This window comes from Halorubrum ejinorense (genome assembly GCF_039522565.1).
GTDB classification, from domain to species: Archaea; Halobacteriota; Halobacteria; order Halobacteriales; family Haloferacaceae; genus Halorubrum; species Halorubrum ejinorense.
The window spans coordinates 292,723-315,790 of sequence record NZ_BAAADQ010000001.1; the positions used below are offsets into that span (position 1 = coordinate 292,723).

Here is a 23,068-nt window from a genome sequence, read left to right on the forward strand (position 1 = left end):
GAGGTACACACCAATGGAATACGTTTACGCTGCGCTCATCCTGAACGAGACTGGCGAAGAGATCAACGAGGACAACATCACCGGCGTGCTGGAAGCCGCCGGCGTCGACGTCGAGGAATCCCGCGTCAAGGCGCTCGTCGCCGCGCTGGAGGACGTCGACATCGAGGAAGCCATCGAGACGGCCGCCGCGGCGCCCGCCGCCGGCGGCGCGTCTGCCGGTGGCTCCGCGGACGCCGACGCGGCCGACGAGGAGGCCGACGACGACGACGACGAGGCCGAGGCCGCCGACGAGGCGGACGACGACGACGAGGAAGACGGCGACGGCGGCGAAGGGCTCGGCGAGCTCTTCGGCTGAGCCGGCGCTCGACTCCCGTCGACGCGGACCGAATCACCGATTTTTCGCGGCGCGAGGATATCCCGAGTGATAACGTCGTCCGCGGGTTTTTGTATCGATCCGCGGTACGGTGAGCCGACATGAAGATCGTCGACGGGGACAAAGCGGAGTGCGCGCGGTGCGAGGAGGTGTATCCGCTCGCGGACGTCTCGCTGCTCGAGAAGGAGACCAACCGAGACTACGAGCGGGTACTGTGCGAGGAGTGCGTCGAGGTCGTCGGCGTGCCGCAGGGCTACTCGCTGCGGCGAGACATCACGTTCCTGGCGCGGTGAGTCAGTCCACCGAGGCGGTGAGCCGCGAGGCCGGAAACGCGTACGTCTTCAGGTCGGTCAGCGCGGTCTCCGGTCGGAGCGACTCGACGTAGACGGCCTCGACGGCGGGCTCGTGGGCGCCGTAGGCGGCGTTCGACTCGTAGTCGGCGAGCGAGCGGTCCGCGTCGGTCCGATACGCGTCGGCGCGATCGGTCGTGACCGCGGTCACGACGAGTCGTTTCCCCGTCTCGCGGTCTCCCACGACGGTCCCGGGGTCGAACGCGTGCCGGTCACAGAGGTGTGACCCGCGGTCGTCGGCGGGGACGAACGTCGCAGTCCCGCAGACCGCACAGGCGCCGACGCGCTCGTCGGGGGCGGGAACGACGCCCGCGGTCACCGACAGCGCGACGCGGCGGAGGTGTTTACACCGGGCGCCGCGGATGGCGTGGTCGGGACAGGTACAGCTCCCGGCGTCGAGGTCGACGACGTACGTGCCGCCGTCGGTGTCGACGACGTACCGACGGTCGGGGAGCGGGCGGACGGTCATCGACTCCGAGAGGGCGCGCTCGGAGCGCTCGTCGACGGGCGGCGAACGCGCCGCTCGGGACGTGTCGGAGCGGTTCGGCTCGGCGGGTGACGCGGCTGTGTTTCGGGTGTGCGTCATGGGCGACGGCGAGGCTGGGCCTCGCTTCGGGTGGACGTAGGAGCCCGAGACTGGTAAACGCACCGCGGAAACCGATGAAACGGGCGCCTCACGACGCTTCGCCCGCGTTCGCCCCCCGATGTGGGGCGCCGGCCTCATCGAAGTCCTTTTTTAGTGGCGTCGGAAAATCGCAGCCATGGAAATCGACGCGGAGCTCCGTCGGCAGATCGCCGTCTCGCTCGCGGCGGCCGCGGCGTTCATCGTCGGACTGGTCGCGATCGGGGTCGTCTTCGGCGGGTCAACGGTGCTACCGGCGTCCGGGGCGATCGCCCTCGTCGCGCTGTTGGCCGGGTTCGTACTGCTGATGGGCGGCGTCGGCGTGTTCCTGATGCGCGCGGGCGACGAGTCGTAGTCGGCCCGCCCCGTTCCGCGGTCGACCGTCCCCCGACACTTCTTCGCTCCGTTCGACTCCTCGCGCGGGCCGGCCGCCGGTCGGCGGCGCGGTCAGCCCTCGCTCGGCTCGTCCGTCTCCCGGGCGGTCCGCCAGTCGGTCACCTCGTCGGCCGCGGCGACTCGCTTCTCGTAGTAGGAGAGCGGGTCCGCCGCGACCTGCATGTGGTCGTCCTCGTTGTGACAGATGCCGTAGTTCGCGAGCGTCTCGCAGGTCGGCGGGGGGTACTGCGTGCCCCGCTCGTCTGTCAGGTACTCGGTCTGGTAGCGGATCCCCTCGGCGTCGAGGCTCGTGTCCGCACAGAAGGCGACGACCTCGTCCGGCGTCATCCCGATTCCGACGAGGAACGCCATCAGCGCGAACGATTCGGCCGACGAGAGCGTCACGTCGCGTTCGGCCTTCTCGATCAGGTTGGTCATACACGGCGGGAACAGCGCGGGCGCGACGACGTCCGGCGGTTCCGCGTACGTCCGCTCCGAGAGCAGTCGCCGGAGGTCGGCGACGCGCGACTCCAGCTCGCCGGCTATCGGCTCGTCGACCGCGAAGGGAAGCCCCTCGGCGACCCGCTCTTCGACGGCCGCCTCCAGCGCCGTGAGCAGTTCGTCCCGGGAGACGCGCACCTCGCCGGCGGCCACCGCGCGGTTGACGAGGCGCCACGAGTCGCCCCACTCCGACGAGGTGAGCCGGAGGTACGGCCCGACGCCGATCCAGTAGTGGTCCGGGTCGCGGCCGGGACCGCCGGCCGCCGTCGCGGAGCCGCCCCCCGCACCACCGACGGCCGGCGCCGCGTCGGGGCGCACGGCGTCCGCGAGGTCGAACTCGGCGAGCAGATCGTCGAGCGCGACCGTCGCGGACGACACCGACCGCAGCTCGTCGTCGGTTTCGAGGTCGCTGCGGACGCGCTCCAGGGCGGTTCCCGCCTCCGCGGCGGCGTACTTCTCGATGGCGGGGTCGGAGTCGAGCAGCGAGACGAGGATCCGCGCGATGGGGTACGAGAGCAGCTCCGCCTGCGCGTCGTACGCCGACTCCCCGGGGAAGGAACCGCTCTCCGAGGCGACCGTCCCCTCGAGGAGGGCGCGCTCGACGCGCTCGCGGGCTCGGTCGACGGCCGGCGCGTCGGCCGCGACGAGCTCGGGCAGCGACACCGCGGCCGCCGCGACGGCCTCGCGGGCGCTCGCGAAGAACGGGTACTTGGCGTCGAGCGCGTCCATGTCGGCGAGAGGTAGTGAGGGCCGGCGAATAAGCGGTGCGGTCCGCGGTCGGCGAGACGCCGAGGCCGCGGTCGGCGTGACGGGAGTCGCGAGAGGGAGCCGAGACCGCGGCGGCTACGCCTCTTCCTCCTCGACGGCCGCGCCGGGGGCGTTCGACTTGACGCTTTCGAGCCCCTGTTTCGCCTTCTGTTTCGAGGCGTACCCCTGTCCGCCGTCGGCGATGACGTTGTCGTTGTCGTGGCGGAGCCGCCAGCGGTACTCGTCGGCGTTGTCGCGGAACAGCTCGAAGGTCGCGTCGCTGCCGCCGTCCTCGGGCGCCTCCTCGTCGCGGGAGACGTCGACGACGTGCGCGCCCGGCGCGTTCCGCTGAACGCTCTCGATGCCGGAGCTCGCGTCGCGCTTGTCGGAGTACCCCTCGCCGCCGTCGGCGATGATGTTCCCGTTGTCGTGGACGAGCCGCCAGCGCCACTGGTCGGCGCTGTCGGGGTAGAGCTCGAACGTCGCCTTGCTCGCGGCCGCCTCCTCGTCGACGGCGGCCTCCTCGTCGGGCCACTCCACCTCGACCTCGAAGTGGACCGCCCCGTCCTCGCGTTCGAGTTCGACCTCGAGGTCGCCGGTCGCGGCCGGGTCGACGGTCACCGTTCCCTCGTCGTCGACCGGCACTGGCTCGCCGCGCCCGAGCGCCCGGGCGATGCGGCGGAAGTAGGTGGCGAGTCCCTGTCGGCTCCGCGACTCCTTCGACTCGTGAATGGTGTCCTCTGACATACACGGGACGGTCACGCCCGTGAAACAAAAGCGTGTGGTCGGACGGTCTGAGGGCTACGCGTCGCCCGGGCGCTCCGCGATGATCGTCTCGCCCGCGCTGACGCCGTCGCCCTCGGCGACCAGCAGGTCGTCGCGGGTCACGTCCGCGGGCAAGACGACGTCGGCGCGGGAGCCGAAGGAGACGTGGCCCACGCGGTCGCCGCGGTCGACGCGGTCGCCGGGCTCGACGGAGGGGTGGATGCGGCGGGCGAACCAGCCCGCGATGACGAGCAGTTCGTACTCGCCGAAGTCGATGGCGACCTGCTCGTTGCGGTCCGACTCCTTGTCGAACGCCGGGCGGTTGGCGCCGGGGCGGTGCCGGACCTCGCGGACCTCGCCCCCGATCGGCGCGCGGTTGACGTGGACGTCGGTGACGTTCATGAACACGCCGACGCGCAGCCGCGAGCCCTCCTCGCGCACCACCGAGACGGTGCCGTCCGCCGGGGAGAGGACGGCCTCGTCCGCGTCCGGCGGGTCGCGCTCCGGATCGCGGTGGAACCAGAGGACGCCGACCGCGAGCGCGACGAGCGCCGCCCCCACGGGCGGGAAGAGCGGGAGCGTGACGGCGCCCGCGAGCGCCGGCACGAGCGCGAGGGACCACGCCGCGTCGACCACCGGGAACGGCAGGAGCCGAGCGAGCGGCGGGGCGCGGGTCACGGCGCCACCTCCGGGTCCCGCAGCGCGGGCGAGAGCCGCCTCCGCCCCGCGGCCCAGGCGGCGAACAGGTGGACGAGGTGGGTCGCGTCGTCGAGCCCGTCGGTCAGGTCGAGGTCGGCCTCGCCGGCGAGCGCGTGGAGCCGCGCGAGGTCGTCGCCGCCGTACTCGGAGCCGGCGCGGGCCACGCGGAGTGTCTCCCGTAACAGCTCCTGCCCGTCGTACCCCTCGTCGAGGAGGTCGGACAGCGTGTCCCGAGCGTCGCCGAGGTCGCCGGCGCGGGCGGCCGCGAGCGCCTCGCGCAACTCGTCGTCGTCGCCGACCTCGCCGAGCGTCTCGTAGGCGGTCGACATGGTGATCTCGCCGCCCTCGACCGCGGTCGCCTGCGCCGAGAGGATCGCCTCGCGGAGGTCGCCGCCGGCCGCGCTGGCGACGAACTCCAGCCCGTCGCCGTCGTAGTCGACGCCCTCGCGGCCGCAGATCGTTTCGAGGACGTCTATCGTCTCGTCGGTGGTCGGCGAGCGAACGCGGACCGGGAAACAGCGCGACCGGATCGGCGCGATCAGCTTCGAGGGCTGCCGGGTCGCGATCACGAACTGGGTGGTCCGGTGGTGTTTCTCCATCACGCGCCGCAGCGCCTGCTGGAAGTCCTCGCGGATCGCCTCCGCGTTGTCCAAGAGGACCGTCTTGTACTCGCCGGACATCGGCGCGTACGACGCCGACTCCTTCAGCACGCGGTTTATCATGTCGCGTTTCGCCATGCGGCTCCGCCCCGCGAGGAACCCCTCGAACCGCGGGTCGGTGCGTATCTCCTTTTTAGTCCGACCGAAGAAGTCGGCGACGTTGATCTCGATCAGGTCGGCCTCCGGATCGGCGTGCGAGGCGTCCGCGAGCGCCCGCGCCGCCGCCGTCTTCCCGACGCCCGGGGGACCCTGAACGACGAGGTTCATCGGCTCGTCGACCGCGCGACGCAGGCGGTCGCGGGCCTCGTCCTGTCGGATCTCGTCGAGGTCGGGCGCGTGCGCGTCTGTCCACAGCGGTTCCTGCATCACCCGTGAGTCGGAGCCGCGCGGTCAAGAATCGGTCGGTCGGGACGGCGGACTACCGGCGTCCCGCGCGCTCGATCGCGCGCCCCCAGAGGTACGTGGCGACGAGGAGCCCGTACGCGAGGACGAAGGAGCCGATCAGCGGCCCGGCCCGCGACACGGTGAAGAGCGCGCCGCCGACCCCGACGGCGACGACGAGCGCGGTGAACCCGAGCGTCCAGCCGAAGAAGTAGGCGCCGTGACCGGCTACCGGCCAGAGCGCCGCCACGGTGAACGCCCGTCGGATCGACCCGTGTCGGCCGTAGGTCGCCAGTGCGATCGGGACCAGATAGAGCCCGATGACCCCCATGAACAGGACGGCCGTCGAGCCGGCGAGGATCACGGCGACCGGCGCGTCAGCCCCGGGCTCCAGCGTGACGATGCCGTAGAGGGTGACGAGGAGCGCGGCGAACGGCACGCCGAGGAGCGCCACGCAGACGACGATACCGCCGATCGACCGGCGGGCGAGCGTCCGGCCGTCTGCGAGGAAGGGCGGCATGGAGTCGCCCCGTTCGCTGGCGACCAGCACGCGGACCAGGTAGCCGACGACCGGGAGCGCGGGAAGCACCGGGACGACGGCCGACAGCGCGAAGAGCAGCCAGACGGCGAGGAGGGGTCGCTCCGCGGCGTCACCGGCGATCGGGTACGTGACCGCGGCGATCGAAGGGCGCATGGATGCGCTCACCCGCCGGACCGTAGTATGTTCGTCGGTCTCGAGTCGTCCGAGCGAGCGCCGAGCGGCGGCGAATACGACGGCGAGACGACACCGAGAAATTGACTTCAGAAATTGTTCTAAAAGAATGAGTAAGTATATATGGCAATCTTCCATCGTACAGCATGTAGTATCATGACAGACACAAGCGACCGACTATCACGACGACACTTCGTCGGAGCGACGGGGGCGGCGACGCTGACGGGCCTCGCCGGTTGTTCCGGTGGCGGTGACGGCGGCGACGGCAGCGACGGCAGCGATGGCAGCGACGGCGGCGACGGCGGCGACGGCGGCGACGGCAGCGACGGCGGAGCCCCGCTCGAAGTCCTCCACGCCTGGACCGGCGGTGACGGCGCGCGCGCCGCACAGGCGCTCGTCACGGCCTTCGAGGAGGAGTATCCGGATGTCGAACACGAGTTCAACCCCATCGGGGGCGGCGGCAACCAGAACCTGGACGCGGTCATCGCGAACCGGCTCCAGAACAACGATCCGCCGGGCGCCTTCGCCAACTGGCCCGGCCCGAACCTCCAGCGGTACGATGGCGTTCTGGGCGAGGTCGACGACGTGTGGGAGTCCGAGGGCTTCGCTGACGTGATGGTGGACGAGGCGGTCGACCTTCACCAGTATAACGGCGCGTACCGCGCCGTTCCGCTGGGGTCCCACCGGCTGAACTGCCTGTTCTACAACACGTCGGTCGTCGAAGACGCGGGCGTCGACCCCGACTCGCTGACGAGCGTGTCGGCGTTCATCGACGCGTTGGAGACCGTCCAGAGCGAGACGGACGCGATCCCGATGACCCACGGCGCGAGCGGGACCTGGACGACGACCCAGCTGTTCTCCTCGACGATGCTCGGCCAGGAGGGGTACGAGGCGTACATGAACTTCCTCGACGGCAGCCCCGACGAGGCCGCCGTTCAGGCGACTTTCGAGTCGCTGGCGGAGATCCTCGACAACTACATCAACGAGGACGCCTCCTCGATCGGACTCACGGAGTCCAACCAGAACATCATCGAGGGGAACGCGGCGTTCATCCACCAAGGTAACTGGGCGGCCGGCGCCTACCGGAACGCCGAGGACTTCAGCTACAACGAGGACTGGGGCTTCAAGACCTACCCCGGCTCGGAGGGCATGTACATGCTCCACTTCGACTCGTTCCTCTACCCCTCGGGCAACCCGACCCCGGACGCGGCGGACAAGTTCATGCAGTTCGTCGGGAGCGAGGCGGCACAGGTCGCGTTCAACCAGTATAAGGGCTCGATCCCGACCCGAACCGACGTGGACATGAGCCAGTTCGGGCCGTACCTCCAGGAGACGCAGGAAGACTTCGCCAGCGCCGACGAGCGGCCGCCGAACCTCCAGCACGGGCTCGGCGTCCCCTCGGAGACGATGACGGCGCTGAACGACGTGATCTCCAGCGAATTCTCCGGACCGTACAACGTCGAAGCCGCGACGCAAGGCTTCGTCGACGCGGTCTCCAACTGACTCCGGTCCACGATGCGACCGGATTTCGGCGGTTTCGGCACACGACGACCGATATGACACGGAATACTGACAACGGCGACGACAGTGGCGACGCGGTTCCGGACGGGGGCGTCACCGACGGCGGCGTCGCCCGAGACCGGCAGGACTCCGGATTCAGTCCCGTGGCCGCACTGAACGACCGCTTCGGCAGCGACTTCGTGGAGTCGTCACAGTTCTGGCTGCCACCGTTCCTGCTGGTGGGACTCTTCGTCTACGGCGCGATCATCTGGAACCTCCTGATCTCGCTTACGGACTTCAGAGGCTTCGGGACGCCGGACTACAGCGACCTCGACTTCGAGATGTACACCCGTGCGCTGGCGGACGGCGGGTTCATCGACGCCGCGATAAACACCTTCATCCTCCTCGTGGGGTTCACGCTGGTGACGCTCGCGCTCGGGCTCGGGCTCGCGATCCTGATCGACCGGAACATTCGGTTCGAGAACACCTTCCGGACGATCTACCTCCTGCCGATGAGCCTCTCGTTCGTCGTCACCGCCCAGTTCTGGGCGTGGATGTTCAACTTCAACAACGGCGTCATCAACATCGTGATCACGTCGCTCGGGTTCGGCCGAGTCGACTGGATCGGGAACCCGCGGATCGTCCTCTGGGCGGTCATGTTCGCGTTGATGTGGCAGTTCGCCGGCTACGCCATGGTCGTGTTCCTCGCGGGGTTGCGCGCCATTCCGGACGAACACTACGAAGCGGCCAAGGTCGACGGCGCCTCGACGGTCAAGATGTACTGGCGCGTGATCATCCCCCAGCTGAAGGGGTCGACGATCAGCGCGTCGGTCGTCCTGATGGTGTTCGCGCTGAAGGCGTTCGACTTCCTCTACTCGCTGGTCGGCGGCTACCGACCACCGAACGGGGCGGACATCCTCGCGACCAAGATGGTGCGTGAAGCGTACGCGAACCTGAACTGGGCGTACGCGTCGGCGATCGCCATCACGCTGTTCGTGATGACGCTCGGGATCGTCGGCCCGTACCTCTACTACCAGTACAACCGGGGGAACCTATGAGCGACGACGCACGAACCGACGGCGGAACGGCATCGGCGAGAGACCCGGACGCGTCCGCGGGGGCGTTGTCCGGGGTCGACGGGTACCGGGTCCTCCTGTACCTCGGACTGCTCGGGGTCTTGACGTTCTTCCTGATCCCGATCGAGTCCGGGCTCGTTACCTCGTTCAAGACCCCGAGCGGGGTCAGCGGCTCCCTCCCGTTCGCACCGCCGACGGGGAGCACGTTCACCTTCGGGAAGTGGCAGGCCGCGTTCGACGCGCTCGGACGCGGACTGATAAACAGCGCGCTGTACGCGATCCCCGCGACCGTAATCTCGGCACTGCTGGGGAGCTTCGCGGCCTACGGGATCACGCAGTCGAACTGGAAGCCGCGGTACAAGGCGCCGATCCTCGCGCTGTTCGTCGCCGGGATATTCATCCCCTACCAGGCCGTGCTCGTGCCGCTCTCGCAGTTCTGGTCGATGGTCCCGCTTCAGGAGTCGCTTGGATTCCTGTGGGACCTCGGAATCAACAACGACTACACCGGGGTGATAGAGCTGGTCATCACCCACGTGGCCTACGGGCTGCCGATCTGTACCGTCCTGTTCAGGTCGTACTACAAGAACATGAGCGAGGAGATGATCGAGGCGGCGCGGCTGGACGGCGCGTCTATCCGTCGCATCTACCGTCGCATCGTCCTCCCGCTCTCGGGACCGATGTTCGCGGTGGTCCTGATCTACCAGTTCACGCAGATCTGGAACGACCTCCTGTTCACCCTCGTCTTAGTCCAGACCGAATCCAGCGCGGCGGCACCGATCGTGTTGATCCTCGCCGGACTGGGGACGTCGCTCGAAGGCCAAGACTTCGCGCTTCGGATGGCGGGCGCGTTCATCGCCGCCCTGCCGACGCTCGCGGTGTACATCGCGTTCGGCGAAGAGTTCGCCGAGGGGGTGGCGACGTGACCGCCGCCGCTCGCCAGCAGCAATCTATGACTCGACAGCAACCACGCAGCCGACCGAAGGCATCGCTCTCGAACCGCCGCGCCGCTCCGTGGGGGCGATAGCATGGGAACGCTCGAACTCGACGGCGTGACCAAGGTGTTCCCCGACGGCGACGGCGAGGTCGTCGCGGTCGACGACGTCGACATCGAGATGCGCGACGGCGAGTTCCTCGTCGTCGTCGGCCCCTCCGGCTGCGGCAAGTCGACGACGCTCCGGATGGTCGCCGGGCTAGAGACGATCTCCAGCGGGGAGATCCGGCTCGACGGCAGCGTCATCAACGACATGAAACCGCAACACCGGGACATCGCGATGGTGTTCCAGTCGTACGCCCTGTACCCCCACATGACCGTCCGGGGGAACATGGCGTTCGGCTTGGAGGAGTCGACGGACCTCTCCGACGACGAGATCGACGCGCGCGTCACCGACGCCGCGGAGACGATGGGCATCCCCGAGCTGCTCGACCGGAAACCGGCCGACCTCTCCGGCGGGCAGCGACAGCGGGTCGCGCTCGGTCGGGCGATCGTCCGCGACCCGGAGGTGTTCCTGATGGACGAGCCGCTCAGCAACCTCGACGCGAAGCTCCGGTCCGAGATGCGGACCGAGCTCCAGCGGCTCCAAGCCGAACTCGACGTGACGACGATGTACGTCACGCACGACCAGACCGAGGCGATGACGATGGGCGACCGGATCGCCATCTTGGACGGCGGCGAACTCCAGCAGGTCGCGACGCCCCTGGAGTGTTACCACGAGCCGGCGAACCGGTTCGTCGCCGGGTTCATCGGTGACCCGTCGATGAACTTCTTCGACGTCGAGCGGGACGGGGGGACCCTCGTCGGCGACGTGTTCGACTACTCGCTGTCGGCGTCGACGCTCGACGACATCGGTGACGTGACCGATCTCACGCTCGGGGTCCGTCCGGAGGACATCTCGTTGACCGGCGACGCGACCGGCGAGCACACCTTCTCGACGGTCGTCGAGGTCGTCGAGCCGATGGGTGACGAAAACACGGTGTACCTCCGGTTCGAGGACGCACCCGAGGGCGAGACGTTCATCGCCACCGTCGGCGGCCTCCAACAGGTCTCGGTCGGCGACGAGGTCACCATCGAGATTCCGGAGCGGACGATTCACCTCTTCGACGGGAAGACCGGCGAAGCGGTCCACAACCGCGAGATCGACGAGTAGCGCCGCGACAGTCGACGTCGACGGGAGACGGCGACTCCCGGCGCGGCGGTCCGTTCACTCTCGAATCCGCTCTACCTCTCGCCGGATCCCCTCGCGGACCCGGTCAGCGGCGTCGCCGTCCTCCGGGGGGTCGGCCAGCTCCGCGTCTTCGGTCTCCAGCAGGCGGTCGAGTTTCCGTTCGAACTCGCGCTCGTCGATGTCGCCGCGGGCGTACCGCTCGCGGAGGGCGTCGAGGGCGGGGTCGCCGGTCGCGTTCTCGCGCTCGTCGTCGGAGCCGTCCTCCGGGACCGGCTTCACCAGCGTGTGGAGGACCGGGAGGACGATGAAGAGGCCGAAGAACCACACGAGCGGGAGCGACCACCAGAGGCCGGTGAGGAGGGGGGCGGCGACGCCGGCGCCGAGGACACAGAGCGCGAACACCCGTCGCCAGCGGTGGCGGAGGTTCCACGCGATCCGGCCGGGGAGTCCGGTCATGGTCGAGGCGACGCCTGCGAGGCTGAAAGCGGTTTCGTCGACCGTTGACCGCCTCCCGCGACTGAAGACGCGGGAATCCCATCACGGGATATCACGGCGGTCGAGACCGGCCGAGTGCCCGACTCAGCCCCGGTCGAACACCAGCCGGTCGCCCGGGGTGACCCCGTGGCGGTCGCTCCACCCGCGCGGCACTTCGAGGACGTACATTCCGGTCCCCCCGTAGCGCGTGTACGGGCGCGACTCCACCTCGGCCGCATGAATTCGCGTGACGGTCCCGTTCGCGTCGGCGAAGACGATGTCGAGCGGAAACGCCATGTCCCGCATCACGTAGGCGCGCTCCGCAGTCCCGTCGTGGACGAACAGCATCCCCTCGTCGGCACCGAGGTCGTCTGTCGCGGAGAGCCCGACGTACTGTTTGAGCGGCCCGTCAGCGACCCGAACCTCGACGGTCGCGAGCGACTCGCCCGTGTCGCCGTCGACCGCCTCGACCGCCGCGGTGTCGTAGCCGGTTATCAGGAGGCCGGGGGCGCTCAGGGCGGCGCCGACCGCGAGCGCGACGACGAGCGCGCCAGCGAGGGCGGCGGCGTAGCGGCGGTTCACGGCCGGGGTTCGCGGTCCGGAAGGAAATCGTTTTCCGCTCTCGGGGGGTTGTTTCGCTGAGGGCTCGTGGTCTAGCTGGTTATGACGCGGCCTTTACAAGGCTGAGATCGGCGGTTCGAACCCGCCCGAGCCCACTGTTGTTGTCGCGAGCAATTTCGCGAGCGACAGCAACGTGCGTGTTTGAGGGCGGGTTCGAACCCTGAAAGTCGCAGCGTCGAGCGTGGCGAGACCACTGGTCTCGCAGGCAGCCGGCGCGAAGCGCCGGCGACGAAGCGAGACGACCGTCTTTCTTCGGTTCGAACCCGCCCGAGCCCACTATCGGCGCCGCGAACAACTCGTGAGCGGCGTCGCTGTGACTGTTCGAGGGGGGTTCGAAGCAGGGAACGGAGCGAGCGCAGCGAGCGGAGTGAGTGAGGTTCGAACCGCCCGATTCGGTGTTGCCGTCGCGAGCAATTTCGCGAGCCCGAACTGGCGCCGGCGATCCGCTCAGAGGTCGGCGGCGTCGAACTTCAACAGTCCGACGAGCGGCGGCGCGACCGTCCAGAACACCAGCATCGCGGCCGCGGAGATCTGCCGGTTCGCGGTCTCGCCGGCGAACAGTCGTCCGGCGAGGAACTCGCGCGACAGCGCCTCGACCGCCGTGGTCGGGTTCGAGACCCGAAGGAACACCTCGATCTGGGCCGCCGACGCGGGGAGCGCGTCGACGAGCGGACCGGCGGCGTCGATCAGTCGGCCGGTGAGGAGGCCCCAGAGGAGGACGAACAGCACGTAAATGCCGATGCTGCCGATGAGCGCGCGTAACTGCGTCGCGGAGGCGGCCGAACAGCCCACGGAGATGGCGACGAAGACGACGCCGAGCGCGGCCGCGAACACGGTGTAACCGAAGAACGCCCCGGCGTTGAACGTGACCGGCGCGACGATCAGCACGGCCGCCGGCAACAGGAAGCCGGCGAACACCGCGAGCGAGAGCGCCGCGCCGCGACCGACCACCTTCCCGAACACCACGTCCGCCCGCGAGTGCGGGAGCGATAAGAGCAGTTTCAGCGACCCGGACTCGCGCTCGCCGCTGACGGCGCTGTAGCCGACGACGACGCCGACCAGCGGGACGAGGTACGTCACGAGGACCGGGCCGACGAAGAAGCTCAACAGGGCCTCCGTGGCGAACTGTTCGTTCTGTCCGGTGGGGCGAACGATGAACGCGAGCACCGAGACGAGCAGCGAGAACAGCGCGATCAACGCGATCATGCCGCGCGACTGAACCGTCTCCTGAATTTCTTTCCGAGCGATGGCGGCGAGGCTCATGAGTTCACCCCTTCGGCCGCGGTATCGTCGGCAGGGCGGTCGGGGGCAGTCGAGTCGGACTCGGAGCCGGCCGCGTCGCCCTCCGTGTACGCCAAGAAGAGGTCCTCCAGCGAGGCCTCGCGCGTGTGGAAGTCGGCGACCGTGACGCCCGCGTTCTCCAGCGCAGCGATGACGTCGGTCTTGGCGTCGCTGGCGCAGTTCACCACCAGTTCGTCGCCGTCGCGCGTGACGCCGGAGACGCCGGCGAGTTCGCGGACCGCCGCGACCGCGTCGTCGTCGACGCCCGCCGCCGAGACCTCCAGCGTCTCCTCGCCGCCCACGGCCTCGCGGAGCCCCTCGACCGAGTCCTCGGCGACGAGCTCGCCGTCGCGGAGGATACCGACCCGGTCGCAGACGGCGTCGACCTGTTCGAGCACGTGCGAGGAGAAGAAGACGGTGGCGCCGCGGTCCGCCTCCGTGCGGACGATCTCTCGCATCTCCTTGGCGCCGGCCGGGTCGAGGCCGGAGGAGGGCTCGTCGAGGATCAGCAGGTCGGGTTCGCCGACGAGCGCCATCGCCAGGGCGAGTCGCTGGCGCATCCCCTTCGAGTACTCGCCGGCGGAGCGGTCGGCGGCGTCGAGGATCCCGACGCGGTCTAACAGGGCGTCGGGGTCGTCGTCCGCGTCCTTCGACTCCACCGCGAACTCGACGTGTTTCCGTCCGGAGAGGCGGTCGTACACCGCGAACCCGTCGGGGAGCACGCCGGTCCGCTGCCGGACCTCGACCCCGCCGGTCGCGACGTCCGTCCCGAGGACCCGCACCGTCCCCGCTGTCGGGCGGACGAGGTCGAGGAGCATGTCGATCGTCGTCGACTTCCCGGCGCCGTTCGGCCCGAGAAACCCGTACACCTCGCCGTCCTCGACGGTGAGGTCGAGGTCGCGGACGGCCGTGACGTCGGCGAACTCCTTCCGCACGCCGCGCAGTTCGATCGCGGTCATGCCACTCGGTTCCGGCGTCAGCTGATAAAGGGTTGCGGGTTAGAGCCCGCGTCGCCACCGCCCTCAGTCCGACTCGTCGGGCGGCCACGAGACGCCGCGGTCGGCGAGCAGGTCGGCGAACGCGGCCTCGTCGAGGACGGGCACGTCCTCGGCGGCCGCGTCGTCGCGCTTCGACCGGCCCGGGTTCTCCCCGGCGACGAGGTAGTCGGTGTTGCCGGAGACGCTGGAGGTCGCGTTCGCGCCGCGCGCCTCCACGTGCGCCTGCGCCTCGCCCCGCGTCGTCGACAGCGACCCGGTGAACACGAACGTGAGTCCGTCGAGCGCGTCGCCGTCGTCGGCGTCGATCGATTCGGGCTCGACGCCGCGCTCGCGGAGCCCAGCTATCGCCGCCCGGTTCTCCTCTCGGTCGAAGAACGTCCGGATCGACGCGGCCACCTCGGGCCCGACGTCGTCGACCTCGCGGAGGGCCCCCTCGTCGGCGTCCAAGAGCGCGTCGAGCGACCCGAACTGCGCCGCGAGCGCGCGGGCGGTCGTCGCGCCCACGTCCGGGATACCGAGGCCCGCGAGGAAGTCGTCGAGCGGCGGGTTCCGGGTCGCGTCGAGCTCGGCGACCAGGTTGGCCGCGCTCGTCTCGCCCCACCCCTCCAGCGCGGCGAGGTCGTCGGCGGTCAGGTCGTAGAGGTCCGGCAGCGACTCGACGAGGCCCGCCTCGCGGAGCTGTTCGACCCGTTCGGGCCCGAGCCCCTCCACGTCGAGCGCGTCGCGGCGCGCCCAGTGTTCGACCGCTCGCTCCAACTGCGCCGGGCAGCCGAGCCCGCCGGTGCAGAACGCGAGCGGACCGTCTCGCTCGACTTCGGCCCCGCAGACGGGACACGCGTCGGGGAACGCGTACGTCCCCTCGGAGCGCTTCTCGACGACCTCCGGCACGTAGGGGATCACGTCGCCCGCCCGGTAGATCCGGACGCGGTCGCCGACGTTCACGCCGAGCGCCTCGATCTCTGCCGGGTTGTGGAGCGTCGCCCGCGAGACGGTGACGCCGCCGACGTCGACCGGGTCGAGTTCGGCGACGGGCGTGAGCCGCCCCGTGCGCCCGACCTGGACGGTGACTCCCTCGACCGTCGTCGTCGCGGTCCGCGGGGGGAACTTGTACGCGAACGCCCAGCGCGGGGCTCGCGACGTCGACCCGAGCGCCTCGCGGTGGACGAGGGCGTCGACCTTGATCACGACGCCGTCGACCGCGTAGTTCAGGTCGTCGCGGGCCGCGAGGATCTCGTCGCGGTAGTCGATCGCACCCTCGATGTCGTCGACGACCGCGACCCGGTCGTTCCGGGGGAGCCCGAACGACTCGAACGCCGTCAGCGCGTCCCGGTGCCGGTCGGGGCGGTCGGGGCCGTCGTCGCCGGACTCCCACGCCAGCACGTCGAAGAAGAAGACGTCGAGGGGGCGCTCGGCGACGACCGACGGGTCCAACTGGCGGAGCGTGCCGGCCGCCGCGTTCCGGGGGTTCGCGAACGGCTCCTCGCCGCGTTCGATCAGGGCCTCGTTGTACGCCTCGAAGGCGTCGCGGGGCATGTACGCCTCCCCGCGGACCACGAGGCGCTCGGGGTGGTCGGCGCCCCGCAGGCGCCCGGGGACCGAGCCGACGGTCCGCACCTGCGCTGTCACGTCGTCGCCCTCGCGGCCGTCGCCGCGGGTGGCCGCGCGGACGTACTCGCCGTCCTCGTAGACGACCTCGACGGAGAGGCCGTCGAACTTCGGCTCGCAGACGTACGCGAGATCGGCGGCGGCGAACCCGGAGATATCGCCCGACTCGGCGGCGGCCGCCAGCCCGTCGCGGACGCGCTCGTCGAACTCGCGGACCGCCGCGGCCTCGGTGTCGTTGTCGATCGACAGCATCGGCGCGACGTGTTCGACGGTCGCCAGCTCGTCGAGGGGCTCGCCGCCGACCCGACGGGTCGGCGAGCCCGCGGTCGGGAGGTCGAAGGCGGCTTCGAGGTCGCTCAGCCGGGAGAACAGCGCGTCGTACGCCTCGTCAGCGATTAGCGGGTGCGCCTCGACGTAGTAACGGTGGTCGTGCTCGCGGACCGCCGCCCGGAGCAGTGCGGCCTGCTCGGCGGCCTCGTCCTCGGAGAGGTCGCCGACCGGTTCGAAGTCGGTCGGCGGGTCCTCGACGTACGGGTTCTCGTCCGGGTCCGCGTGCCGGGTCGACGAGGTCGTCATCGGTCGATCGTGGGGCCGCCCGGCGTAAAAATGACCGTTTCGGGTCGACGCGGACGCGACTCGGCCGGCGGGTCAGACGAGGCGCTCGCCGCGCACGAACACCGCTTCGGGGTCCTGCCACGCCGCCGCGTCGGCGTTGGGGTCGGCGTCGAGCACGACGAGGTCCGCCCGGTAGCCCTCCGCGACGCGGCCCGCGTCGTCGAGGCCGAGCAGGTCGGCCGCGTTGACGGTGGCGGCTTCGAGCGCCCGCTCCGGCGAGAGCCCGTAGTCGACCATGTGCGCCATCTCCTGTGGAATCTCCTCGAAGAAGTTGAACGGCGTGCCGGCGTCTGTCCCCATCGCGATCGGAACGCCGGCCTCCAAGGCGTGGTCCCACGCGTCGTCGAAGCGGTCCGCGGCGTCTTCCGCCTTCGCGACGGCGTCCTCCGGGATCCCCGCCTCCACGCCGTTCTCGACGATGCCGCGGAGCGCGCTCGCGGTCGGGACCCAGTAGGTCCCCCGGTCCGCCATCATCTCGGCCGCCTCGCGGTCCATGAACGTCCCGTGTTCGACGCTGGAGATGCCGGCCTCGACGGCGTTTTTGATCCCCACCTCGCCGTGGGCGTGGGCCGCGGTCGGGGTGTCGGTCGGCGCGGCCGCGTCGGTGAACGCGTTCAGCTCCTCGGGGGTGAGCTCCGGCGCGCCCGTCACGGCGCCCTCGGTGAGGACGCCGCCGGTGGCCATACACTTGAGCACGTCCGCGCCCGCCTTCAGCTGCTCGCGGGCCGCCTTTCGCACCTCGGCGGGGCCGTCGGCCTCGCGTCCGAACCAGTTGCCGTGGCCGCCGGTCATGATCACGTTGCGGCCGCACGCGAGGACCCGTGCGCCGTCGATGTCGCCCGCGTCGACCGCCTCTCCGGCGTCGAGGGCGAGCATCCCGCGACTGCCGAGGTCGCGGACGGTAGTGACGCCGGCCTCGGCCGCCGCTTCGAGGTTGCTCGCGGCCCGGTAGCTCGCCGTGTAGTCGCTGTCGGAGACCGCGGTGGCGACGTCCGGGCGACCGTCCATCATCACGTGGACGTGCGCGTCGATCAGCCCCGGCGCGACGACCCGTCCGTCGACGCCGAGCGTCGTGACCTCGTCGTCCGCCCCGTCGACCGCGGCGTCGACCGCCTCCGGATCGCCGACCGCGACAACCTCGCCGTCCGCGACCGCGACGTCCGCTTCACGAGTCCCGTCCGCGTCCGCGACGCGACCGCCTCGAAGTACGTACATACCCACACGAGGGACCGTTCGACGGGTAAACGCTCGGGTCGCGGTAGTCCGGCGTTTTCAGATGGTGACGTGTCACACACCCCCACATATAACCGGGTAGCCCGAGACGGCCCGCATATGGCAACAGACGACGAAACGGACCGCGGTGGGGGACTGTACGAGCGGCGGATCGGAACGCCGAAGACGAACGACGAGGTGAACGGCTACTGGCTGTTCGGCTTCGGCGTCCTGCTCGGCCTCGCCGGCGTCGCGGTGTTCTTCCTCACGGAGGCGGCGACGACGACGCGCGGTATCGGGTACGCGCTGGCCGCGCTGGCGCCGCCGTTCTTGATGCTCGGGGCCGTGATCCGGTTCCCGCTCCGACGGACGGGGACCTATCTCGGCTACCTCGGGACGGCGGTGAGCGTCCTCGGCGTCGTGTGGTTCGTGAACATCTTCCCGGGCGGCTGGTCCACCGTCTCCGGAGAGCCGACGGTGATCGGGCTGTACGGCGTCGGGCTGTTCCTCATCGGTGTCGCGGGAACCGTCGTGCCGCTGCTCTCCGACCCCGTCTACGAGGACTACGAGCGGATGCAAGACGAAGCGGCCGCGGCGACGGCGGCGACCGCGGAGACGAGCGGCGAGCTGGACGCGACCCGCGAGGAGCTAGACGCGACCCGCGAGGAGCTAGACGCGACCCGCGAGGAGCTAGACGCGACTCACGACGAGCTAGACGCGACCCGCGAGGAGTTAGACGCGACCCGCGACGAGCTAACCGAGGCACACGAAGAACTGACCGGGACGAACGAGGAACTGGACGCGGCCCGCGACGAGCTGGACGAAACCCGTGAGGAACTGACGGCGACGCACGAGGAACTGGAGACGGCCCGAGCGGAGATCGACACGGTCCGGTCGAGTAAGGCCCGCTTCGAGCTGTTCGAGGACGCGGGCGGGAAGCCGCGCTGGCGGCTCCGCCACCGCAACGGCAACGTCGTCGCGACCTCCGGACAGGGGTACAGCAGCCGCGGGAAGGCCCAGCAGGGGCTCCACAGCGTGCGGCGGAACGCGCTCGGCGCGGGACTCCTCCGGATCGAGACGCCCGTCGAGGAGGCGGCGGCGGTCGCGGACGACGACGGGCCGGAGCCGGAAGACGCCGAGGAGCCGGACGTGGCCATCCCGGACGAGGACGCCGCGCCGGAGAGCCGGGCGACGTTCGAGCTGTTCGCCGACGGCGCCGACGAGTGGCGCTTCCGGCTCCGCCACGACAACGGCAACGTCGTCGGCGACTCCGGCGAGGGGTACGCCTCCAAGTCCAACGCGAAGCGCGCGCTTGCGAAGCTGCGCGACCACGTCGCGGGCGCGGACTATCTCCGCATCGACCCCGCGGCGTTCGAGGTGTTCCGCGACGCCGCCGGCGAGTACCGCTGGCGGCTCGTCCACGAGAACGGCAACGTCCTCGCCGACTCCGGCGAGGGGTACGCCTCCCGGTCGAAGGCCCAGCAGGGACTCGACAGCGTCAGGTCGAACGCGGGCGGCGCGGGCCTCGAGTTCCCCGACGACGAGGGCGCGGAGGGACGGGAAGGCGACGGCGAGAGCAAAGCGACGTTCGAGGCCTACGATGACAGGGCCGGCAAGTGGCGCTGGCGGCTCGTCCACGACAACGGGAACATCATCGCCGACTCGGGCGGGGGGTACGCCTCCAAGTCGAACGCGACGGACGCAGTCGAGCGCGTCGGCGAGTACGCGCCCGACGCGAGCGCGCTGGCGGCCGGGAGCGCGGCCTTCGAGATATACGAGGACGCGGGCGAGGAGTGGCGCTGGCGGCTCCGCCACCGCAACGGCAACCTCCTCGCCGACTCCGGCGAGGGGTACGCCTCCCGGTCGAACGCCGTCGAGGCCGTGACCCGAGTGAAGGCGAACGCGCCGGGCGCGGAGACGGTCGAGCAGTAGGCGCGCGGGCGATTCGGGCGGCGTTTTTCGGGTTCAGGTCGCCGCCAGCAGCTTCAGCCGCAGGTCGCGCTCGTCGACCTCGTACTTGAACGCCGGGTTGCCGTCCACCAAGACGTACGGGACGCGCTCGCCGTACTCCTCGGCCAGTTCGGGGTCGGTGTCCACGTCGACCTCGTCGAGGTCGACCGCCACGGCGTCGAGGTCGGCCGCGGCGGACTCGATCGTCTCGCGGGCGACGACGCAAAGCGAGCAGTCCTCGCGGGTGTAGAGGGTGACCGGGACGGTCGTCGCGTCGGCGGCGGCGCCGTCGTCGTGACCGCCCTCGCCGCCGTCGGTCGAGGTGGGTTCGCTCACTGGTCCGTTTCGTCGTCGGGGTCCGTTTCGTCGTCGGGGTCCGTTTCGTCGGCCAGCAGTTCCTCGGCGACCGTCGCGGGGTCCAACAGGTCGGGATCGACCGCGAGGTCGGCGACGGTCGCGACGAACTCCGGCAGCGACCGGCTCGCGTACGTCACGATCCGAACGTCGGGGTTCAGCTCCTTCGCGATCGGGATCCCGGTGGCCTCCTCGACGTCCGTGAGGACGAACAGGTCGGCGTCGGCGATCCCGGCGTCTTCGAGCTTCGCCGCCGTGACGAGCCCGTCGATGCGGGCGATCTCGACGCCCAGCGCCGCCAACTCCTCGCCGAGGCCGCGCTCGTCCGGGCCGGCGACGACGGCCGTTAGCTGGTCCGCCATCACTCGTACTCGATCGTCGCGGGCGGCTTGTGGGTCACGTCGTACACCACGCGCGCCACGTTCTCGTTCTCGCCGGTGATCCGGCTCTGGATCCGCTGGAGCGTGCTCCAGTCGAGCTCCTGTGCGCGGGCCGTCATCCCGTCGCGGCTCTCGACCGAGCGGACGGCGACGACCCAGCCGTGGACGCGGTTGTCGCCCTTGACGCCGGTCGCCTTCCCGAGGACCGCGGCGAACGCCTGCCACGGGTCGTACTCCTCCAGTTCCTCCTCGACGACGTGGGTCGCCTCGCGGGCGACGTCGGCCTTCTCGGGCGTCACCTCGCCGACGATCCGGACGGCGAGCCCGGGCCCAGGGAACGGCATCCGCTCCGAGATGACCTCCTCTAACCCGAGCGCGCGAGCGACCTCGCGGACCTCGTCTTTGTACAGGTCGCGGACCGGCTCGACGATCCCCTCGAAGTCGACGACCTCGGGGAGCCCGCCGACGTTGTGGTGCGATTTGATGTTCCCCTCGGACTCGATGCGGTCGGGGTAGATCGTGCCCTGAACGAGGTAGTCGGCGCCGACGTCGCGGGCGACCGTCTCGAACTCGTCGATGAACCCCTCGCCGATGACGTGGCGCTTCTCCTCCGGATCGGTGACGCCGGCGAGGCGCTCGAAGAAGCGTTCCTGGGCCTCGATCACCCGCAGCGACTCCATGAAGTCGAACGTCTCGCGTATCTCCGCGGTCTCGCCCTTCCGCATCAGTCCCGTGTCGACGTAGACGGGGGTGAGCTGGTCGCCCACCGCCTCGTATGCGAGCGTCGCCGCGACCGACGAGTCGACGCCGCCGGATAAGGCGATCACGGCGTTCGCGTCGCCGATCGCCTCGCGGATCTCGGTGGTCGCCTCCTCGATGAACTCCTCCGTGTCGACCATCTATAGCCTCACGTCCGCGTTCCGCTCGGTTGTGTCCGTCGATCCCAGCGCGGCCTCGACGAGGGCGACGAACGGCGGGCTCGCGCGGTCCGGCCGCGACCGGAACTCGGGGTGCGCCTGCGTGCCGAAGAAGAACGGGTGGTCGCCGCGTTCGACGATCTCCATCCGGTTGTCGGCGTGCCCGGAGAAGGTGAGCCCGTCGGCCTCCAACCGCTCGATGTACTCGGGGTTCACCTCGTAGCGGTGGCGGTGGCGCTCGGTACAGGAGTCGGCGCCGTACACCCGCGCCGCGAGCGTGTCGGGTTCGATGTCGGTCTCGTGGGCGCCGAGCCGCATCGTCCCCCCCATGTCCTCCGTCTCGTACTGCTCGGGGAGGAGATCGATGACGGGGTGCGGGGTGTCGGGGTCGATCTCCGCGGAGTGGGCGCCCTCCAGTCCGAGCACGTTGCGCGCGTGTTCGACGACCGCCATCTGGAAGCCCAAGCAGAGCCCGAGGAAGGGCACGTCGTTCTCGCGAGCGTACCGGACCGCCTCGATCTTCCCGTCGGTGCCGCGGGAGCCGAACCCGCCGGGGACGACGACCGCGTCGGCGTCGGCGAGACGCTCTTCGTGCTCCGCGCGGGTCTCGTCGGCGTCGACCCACAGCACGTTCACCTCGGTCTCGGTGTGGATGCCGGCGTGTTTCAGCGCCTCGTGGATCGACATGTAGGCGTCTTCGAGCGCGTACTTGCCGACGAGGGCCACGTCGATCTCGCGGTCTCGGTCGCGGGTGACCAGTTCGCGCCACTCCGTCGAGCGCTCTGCTTTCGGGAGCGCCTCGTCGACGAGCCCGAGCCGCTCCATCACGTACTCGTCTAACCCCTCGTCTTCGACCATCAGCGGGACGTGGTAGATGTCCGGCACGTCGGGGTTCGAGAAGACGGCGTCCGTGGGCACGTCACAGAACAGGGCGATCTTCTCTTTCGTCTCCGGGTCGAGGCGGTCCTCGGACCGACCGACCAAGATGTCGGGCTGGAGCCCGATCGAGCGCAGCTCCTTCACGGAGTGTTGGGTCGGCTTCGTCTTCTGCTCGCCGTTCTTCGAGTAGGGGACGAGCGTGACGTGCGTAAAGAGGATGTCCTCGTCGTCCTCCTCGTGAGCGAACTGGCGGAGCGCCTCGAGGAACGGCATCGACTCGATGTCGCCGACCGTCCCGCCGATCTCGACGAGGCAGACGTCGCTCCCCTCGGCGGCCTCGCGGATGCGCCGCTTGATGTCGTCGGTGACGTGCGGGATGATCTGAACGGTCTTTCCGAGGTAGTCGCCGGCGCGCTCGCGCTCGATGACGTGCTGGTAGGTCTTCCCCGTGGTGACGTTGTGGTCGAACGTCATGTCGGTGCCGAGGAAGCGCTCGTAGTTGCCGAGGTCGAGATCGACCTCGCCGCCGTCCTTGAGGACGTACACCTCGCCGTGCTCGTAGGGGTTCATCGTCCCGGCGTCGACGTTGAGATAGGGGTCCACCTTGACGGCGGTGACGTCGAAGCCCGCGTTGGCGAGAAGGCGCCCGGTACTGGCGGCGGTGATGCCCTTGCCCAGCCCGGACATCACACCGCCCGTGACGAACACGAACTTCCGACCCAGCGAGGGGTCGTACCCCGTGTCGGGATCTGCTGGCATATCGACCGTCCGTCAGGGGCCGGCAAAACCGTTTCGGACCCGCCGTTCCGGGTGGACGTTCGTGGCTATCTGCCGAGGCACCGCCCGACCGCCCGACGGCG

Annotated in this window: 24 protein-coding genes and 1 tRNA gene; 9 read left to right on the forward strand and 16 right to left on the reverse strand. The window is 70.0% G+C overall.

Features of this window, described 5'->3' with window-relative positions; translation table 11 throughout:
- Positions 1-13 precede the first annotated feature (13 nt).
- Both rpl12p and ABDZ89_RS01550 read left to right on the forward strand, forming a co-directional pair.
- Entirely contained in the window at positions 14-355 is a 342-nt protein-coding gene (rpl12p, locus tag ABDZ89_RS01545) for a 50S ribosomal protein P1 (RefSeq protein ID WP_343776012.1), read from the forward strand.
- A gap of 119 nt (positions 356-474) precedes the next feature.
- Entirely contained in the window at positions 475-666 is a 192-nt protein-coding gene (locus ABDZ89_RS01550) for a hypothetical protein (RefSeq protein ID WP_343776015.1), read from the forward strand.
- Position 667: 1 nt separating this feature from the next.
- Here ABDZ89_RS01550 and ABDZ89_RS01555 read toward each other — a convergent pair whose 3' ends face one another.
- Positions 668-1,309 (reverse strand): SWIM zinc finger family protein, encoded by a 642-nt coding sequence (locus tag ABDZ89_RS01555; protein WP_343776018.1) that lies wholly within the window; start codon positions 1,307-1,309, stop codon positions 668-670.
- 175 nt (positions 1,310-1,484) lie between these two features.
- Between ABDZ89_RS01555 and ABDZ89_RS01560 the strand changes: the two genes are divergently transcribed.
- The gene (locus ABDZ89_RS01560) at positions 1,485-1,700 is read left to right on the forward strand and encodes a DUF7472 family protein (protein ID WP_343776021.1); all 216 of its coding nucleotides are present in this window, start codon (positions 1,485-1,487) and stop codon (positions 1,698-1,700) included.
- A gap of 92 nt (positions 1,701-1,792) precedes the next feature.
- Here the strand turns inward: ABDZ89_RS01560 and ABDZ89_RS01565 are convergent, their stop codons facing one another.
- The 5 genes from ABDZ89_RS01565 to ABDZ89_RS01585 all read right to left on the reverse strand — a co-directional run bounded on the left by ABDZ89_RS01565 (position 1,793) and on the right by ABDZ89_RS01585 (position 6,166).
- On the reverse strand, positions 1,793-2,950 hold the full coding sequence (locus ABDZ89_RS01565) for a DNA primase (RefSeq protein WP_343776024.1): 1,158 nt from the start codon (positions 2,948-2,950) through the stop codon (positions 1,793-1,795).
- Between the two features lie 114 nt (positions 2,951-3,064).
- Positions 3,065-3,715 carry an HVO_2922 family protein gene (locus ABDZ89_RS01570; RefSeq protein ID WP_343776027.1) on the reverse strand — a complete coding sequence of 217 codons (651 nt, stop codon included), beginning with the start codon at positions 3,713-3,715 and terminating at the stop codon, positions 3,065-3,067.
- Between the two features lie 54 nt (positions 3,716-3,769).
- Positions 3,770-4,411, reverse strand: coding sequence for a protein sorting system archaetidylserine decarboxylase (locus ABDZ89_RS01575; protein ID WP_343776028.1), 642 nt, complete (start codon positions 4,409-4,411; stop codon positions 3,770-3,772).
- Positions 4,408-5,457 carry an AAA family ATPase gene (locus tag ABDZ89_RS01580; protein WP_343776030.1) on the reverse strand — a complete coding sequence of 350 codons (1,050 nt, stop codon included), beginning with the start codon at positions 5,455-5,457 and terminating at the stop codon, positions 4,408-4,410. The genes ABDZ89_RS01575 and ABDZ89_RS01580 overlap by 4 nt, the downstream gene beginning before the upstream one ends.
- Before the next feature lie 52 nt (positions 5,458-5,509).
- On the reverse strand, positions 5,510-6,166 hold the full coding sequence (locus ABDZ89_RS01585) for a DUF4013 domain-containing protein (protein WP_343776032.1): 657 nt from the start codon (positions 6,164-6,166) through the stop codon (positions 5,510-5,512).
- Between the two features lie 174 nt (positions 6,167-6,340).
- On the opposite strand from ABDZ89_RS01585, the gene ABDZ89_RS01590 reads away from it, so the two are divergent.
- From ABDZ89_RS01590 to ABDZ89_RS01605, 4 genes are all read left to right on the forward strand, one after another.
- On the forward strand, positions 6,341-7,687 hold the full coding sequence (locus tag ABDZ89_RS01590) for an ABC transporter substrate-binding protein (RefSeq protein WP_343776035.1): 1,347 nt from the start codon (positions 6,341-6,343) through the stop codon (positions 7,685-7,687).
- 53 nt (positions 7,688-7,740) lie between these two features.
- Entirely contained in the window at positions 7,741-8,742 is a 1,002-nt protein-coding gene (locus ABDZ89_RS01595; protein WP_343776038.1) for a carbohydrate ABC transporter permease, read from the forward strand.
- The gene (locus ABDZ89_RS01600; protein WP_343776041.1) at positions 8,739-9,683 is read left to right on the forward strand and encodes a carbohydrate ABC transporter permease; all 945 of its coding nucleotides are present in this window, start codon (positions 8,739-8,741) and stop codon (positions 9,681-9,683) included. The genes ABDZ89_RS01595 and ABDZ89_RS01600 overlap by 4 nt, the downstream gene beginning before the upstream one ends.
- 102 nt (positions 9,684-9,785) lie before the next feature.
- Positions 9,786-10,904: an ABC transporter ATP-binding protein gene (locus ABDZ89_RS01605; RefSeq protein ID WP_343776043.1), complete on the forward strand. Its 1,119-nt coding sequence runs from the start codon at positions 9,786-9,788 to the stop codon at positions 10,902-10,904.
- 54 nt (positions 10,905-10,958) lie between these two features.
- Here the strand turns inward: ABDZ89_RS01605 and ABDZ89_RS01610 are convergent, their stop codons facing one another.
- Both ABDZ89_RS01610 and ABDZ89_RS01615 read right to left on the reverse strand, forming a co-directional pair.
- Entirely contained in the window at positions 10,959-11,378 is a 420-nt protein-coding gene (locus ABDZ89_RS01610) for an SHOCT domain-containing protein (protein ID WP_343776044.1), read from the reverse strand.
- Positions 11,379-11,501: 123 nt separating this feature from the next.
- The gene (locus tag ABDZ89_RS01615) at positions 11,502-11,978 is read right to left on the reverse strand and encodes a DUF192 domain-containing protein (RefSeq protein WP_343776046.1); all 477 of its coding nucleotides are present in this window, start codon (positions 11,976-11,978) and stop codon (positions 11,502-11,504) included.
- A 60-nt stretch (positions 11,979-12,038) separates the two neighbouring features.
- On the opposite strand from ABDZ89_RS01615, the gene ABDZ89_RS01620 reads away from it, so the two are divergent.
- A tRNA-Val gene (locus ABDZ89_RS01620) sits at positions 12,039-12,112 on the forward strand.
- 352 nt (positions 12,113-12,464) lie between these two features.
- On the opposite strand, the gene ABDZ89_RS01625 is transcribed toward ABDZ89_RS01620, so the two are convergent.
- From ABDZ89_RS01625 to ABDZ89_RS01640, 4 genes are all read right to left on the reverse strand, one after another.
- Positions 12,465-13,280: an ABC transporter permease gene (locus ABDZ89_RS01625; protein ID WP_343776047.1), complete on the reverse strand. Its 816-nt coding sequence runs from the start codon at positions 13,278-13,280 to the stop codon at positions 12,465-12,467.
- On the reverse strand, positions 13,277-14,257 hold the full coding sequence (locus tag ABDZ89_RS01630; RefSeq protein WP_343776048.1) for an ABC transporter ATP-binding protein: 981 nt from the start codon (positions 14,255-14,257) through the stop codon (positions 13,277-13,279). Before ABDZ89_RS01630 ends, ABDZ89_RS01625 begins: the two co-directional genes overlap by 4 nt.
- A 63-nt stretch (positions 14,258-14,320) precedes the next feature.
- Positions 14,321-16,477: an NAD-dependent DNA ligase LigA gene (ligA, locus tag ABDZ89_RS01635; RefSeq protein ID WP_343776050.1), complete on the reverse strand. Its 2,157-nt coding sequence runs from the start codon at positions 16,475-16,477 to the stop codon at positions 14,321-14,323.
- 72 nt (positions 16,478-16,549) lie between these two features.
- Positions 16,550-17,731, reverse strand: a complete 1,182-nt coding sequence (locus ABDZ89_RS01640; RefSeq protein ID WP_343776052.1) for a metal-dependent hydrolase family protein — start codon at positions 17,729-17,731, stop codon at positions 16,550-16,552.
- 117 nt (positions 17,732-17,848) lie between these two features.
- Here ABDZ89_RS01640 and ABDZ89_RS01645 point away from each other — a divergent pair, with 117 nt between their 5' ends.
- A complete protein-coding gene (locus ABDZ89_RS01645; protein ID WP_343776054.1) occupies positions 17,849-19,660 on the forward strand; it encodes an HVO_2922 family protein in 1,812 nt (603 codons plus the stop codon).
- Between the two features lie 33 nt (positions 19,661-19,693).
- Here the strand turns inward: ABDZ89_RS01645 and ABDZ89_RS01650 are convergent, their stop codons facing one another.
- The 4 genes from ABDZ89_RS01650 to pyrG are packed head-to-tail and all read right to left on the reverse strand — an operon-like array spanning position 19,694 to position 22,967.
- Positions 19,694-20,014 (reverse strand): glutaredoxin family protein, encoded by a 321-nt coding sequence (locus ABDZ89_RS01650; protein WP_343776055.1) that lies wholly within the window; start codon positions 20,012-20,014, stop codon positions 19,694-19,696.
- Positions 20,011-20,394 (reverse strand): DUF7126 family protein, encoded by a 384-nt coding sequence (locus tag ABDZ89_RS01655; RefSeq protein ID WP_343776057.1) that lies wholly within the window; start codon positions 20,392-20,394, stop codon positions 20,011-20,013. Before ABDZ89_RS01655 ends, ABDZ89_RS01650 begins: the two co-directional genes overlap by 4 nt.
- Complete coding sequence (guaA, locus tag ABDZ89_RS01660) at positions 20,394-21,311, reverse strand: glutamine-hydrolyzing GMP synthase (RefSeq protein ID WP_343776059.1); 918 nt, start codon at positions 21,309-21,311, stop codon at positions 20,394-20,396. The genes ABDZ89_RS01655 and guaA overlap by 1 nt, the downstream gene beginning before the upstream one ends.
- Positions 21,312-22,967, reverse strand: a complete 1,656-nt coding sequence (gene pyrG, locus ABDZ89_RS01665; RefSeq protein ID WP_343776061.1) for a CTP synthase — start codon at positions 22,965-22,967, stop codon at positions 21,312-21,314.
- Between the last annotated feature and the right edge of the window lie 101 nt (positions 22,968-23,068).

Excerpts from the sequence above, each read along its gene's own strand:
- ABDZ89_RS01565 (WP_343776024.1), bottom strand. The coding sequence starts at position 2,950 with ATGGACGCGCTCGACGCCAAGTACCCGTTCTTCGCGAGCGCCCGCGAG.
- ABDZ89_RS01645 (WP_343776054.1), top strand. The coding sequence starts at position 17,849 with ATGGCAACAGACGACGAAACGGACCGCGGTGGGGGACTGTACGAGCGG.
- ABDZ89_RS01600 (WP_343776041.1), top strand. The coding sequence starts at position 8,739 with ATGAGCGACGACGCACGAACCGACGGCGGAACGGCATCGGCGAGAGAC.
- ABDZ89_RS01595 (WP_343776038.1), top strand. The coding sequence starts at position 7,741 with ATGACACGGAATACTGACAACGGCGACGACAGTGGCGACGCGGTTCCG.
- ABDZ89_RS01625 (WP_343776047.1), bottom strand. The coding sequence starts at position 13,280 with ATGAGCCTCGCCGCCATCGCTCGGAAAGAAATTCAGGAGACGGTTCAG.
- pyrG (WP_343776061.1), bottom strand. The coding sequence starts at position 22,967 with ATGCCAGCAGATCCCGACACGGGGTACGACCCCTCGCTGGGTCGGAAG.
- ABDZ89_RS01580 (WP_343776030.1), bottom strand. The coding sequence starts at position 5,457 with ATGCAGGAACCGCTGTGGACAGACGCGCACGCGCCCGACCTCGACGAG.
- ABDZ89_RS01590 (WP_343776035.1), top strand. The coding sequence starts at position 6,341 with ATGACAGACACAAGCGACCGACTATCACGACGACACTTCGTCGGAGCG.
- ABDZ89_RS01560 (WP_343776021.1), top strand. The coding sequence starts at position 1,485 with ATGGAAATCGACGCGGAGCTCCGTCGGCAGATCGCCGTCTCGCTCGCG.
- ABDZ89_RS01555 (WP_343776018.1), bottom strand. The coding sequence starts at position 1,309 with ATGACGCACACCCGAAACACAGCCGCGTCACCCGCCGAGCCGAACCGC.
- ABDZ89_RS01550 (WP_343776015.1), top strand. The coding sequence starts at position 475 with ATGAAGATCGTCGACGGGGACAAAGCGGAGTGCGCGCGGTGCGAGGAG.
- ABDZ89_RS01630 (WP_343776048.1), bottom strand. The coding sequence starts at position 14,257 with ATGACCGCGATCGAACTGCGCGGCGTGCGGAAGGAGTTCGCCGACGTC.
- ABDZ89_RS01610 (WP_343776044.1), bottom strand. The coding sequence starts at position 11,378 with ATGACCGGACTCCCCGGCCGGATCGCGTGGAACCTCCGCCACCGCTGG.
- ABDZ89_RS01585 (WP_343776032.1), bottom strand. The coding sequence starts at position 6,166 with ATGCGCCCTTCGATCGCCGCGGTCACGTACCCGATCGCCGGTGACGCC.
- rpl12p (WP_343776012.1), top strand. The coding sequence starts at position 14 with ATGGAATACGTTTACGCTGCGCTCATCCTGAACGAGACTGGCGAAGAG.
- ABDZ89_RS01605 (WP_343776043.1), top strand. The coding sequence starts at position 9,786 with ATGGGAACGCTCGAACTCGACGGCGTGACCAAGGTGTTCCCCGACGGC.
- ABDZ89_RS01570 (WP_343776027.1), bottom strand. The coding sequence starts at position 3,715 with ATGTCAGAGGACACCATTCACGAGTCGAAGGAGTCGCGGAGCCGACAG.
- ligA (WP_343776050.1), bottom strand. The coding sequence starts at position 16,477 with ATGACGACCTCGTCGACCCGGCACGCGGACCCGGACGAGAACCCGTAC.
- ABDZ89_RS01640 (WP_343776052.1), bottom strand. The coding sequence starts at position 17,731 with ATGTACGTACTTCGAGGCGGTCGCGTCGCGGACGCGGACGGGACTCGT.
- ABDZ89_RS01655 (WP_343776057.1), bottom strand. The coding sequence starts at position 20,394 with ATGGCGGACCAGCTAACGGCCGTCGTCGCCGGCCCGGACGAGCGCGGC.
- guaA (WP_343776059.1), bottom strand. The coding sequence starts at position 21,311 with ATGGTCGACACGGAGGAGTTCATCGAGGAGGCGACCACCGAGATCCGC.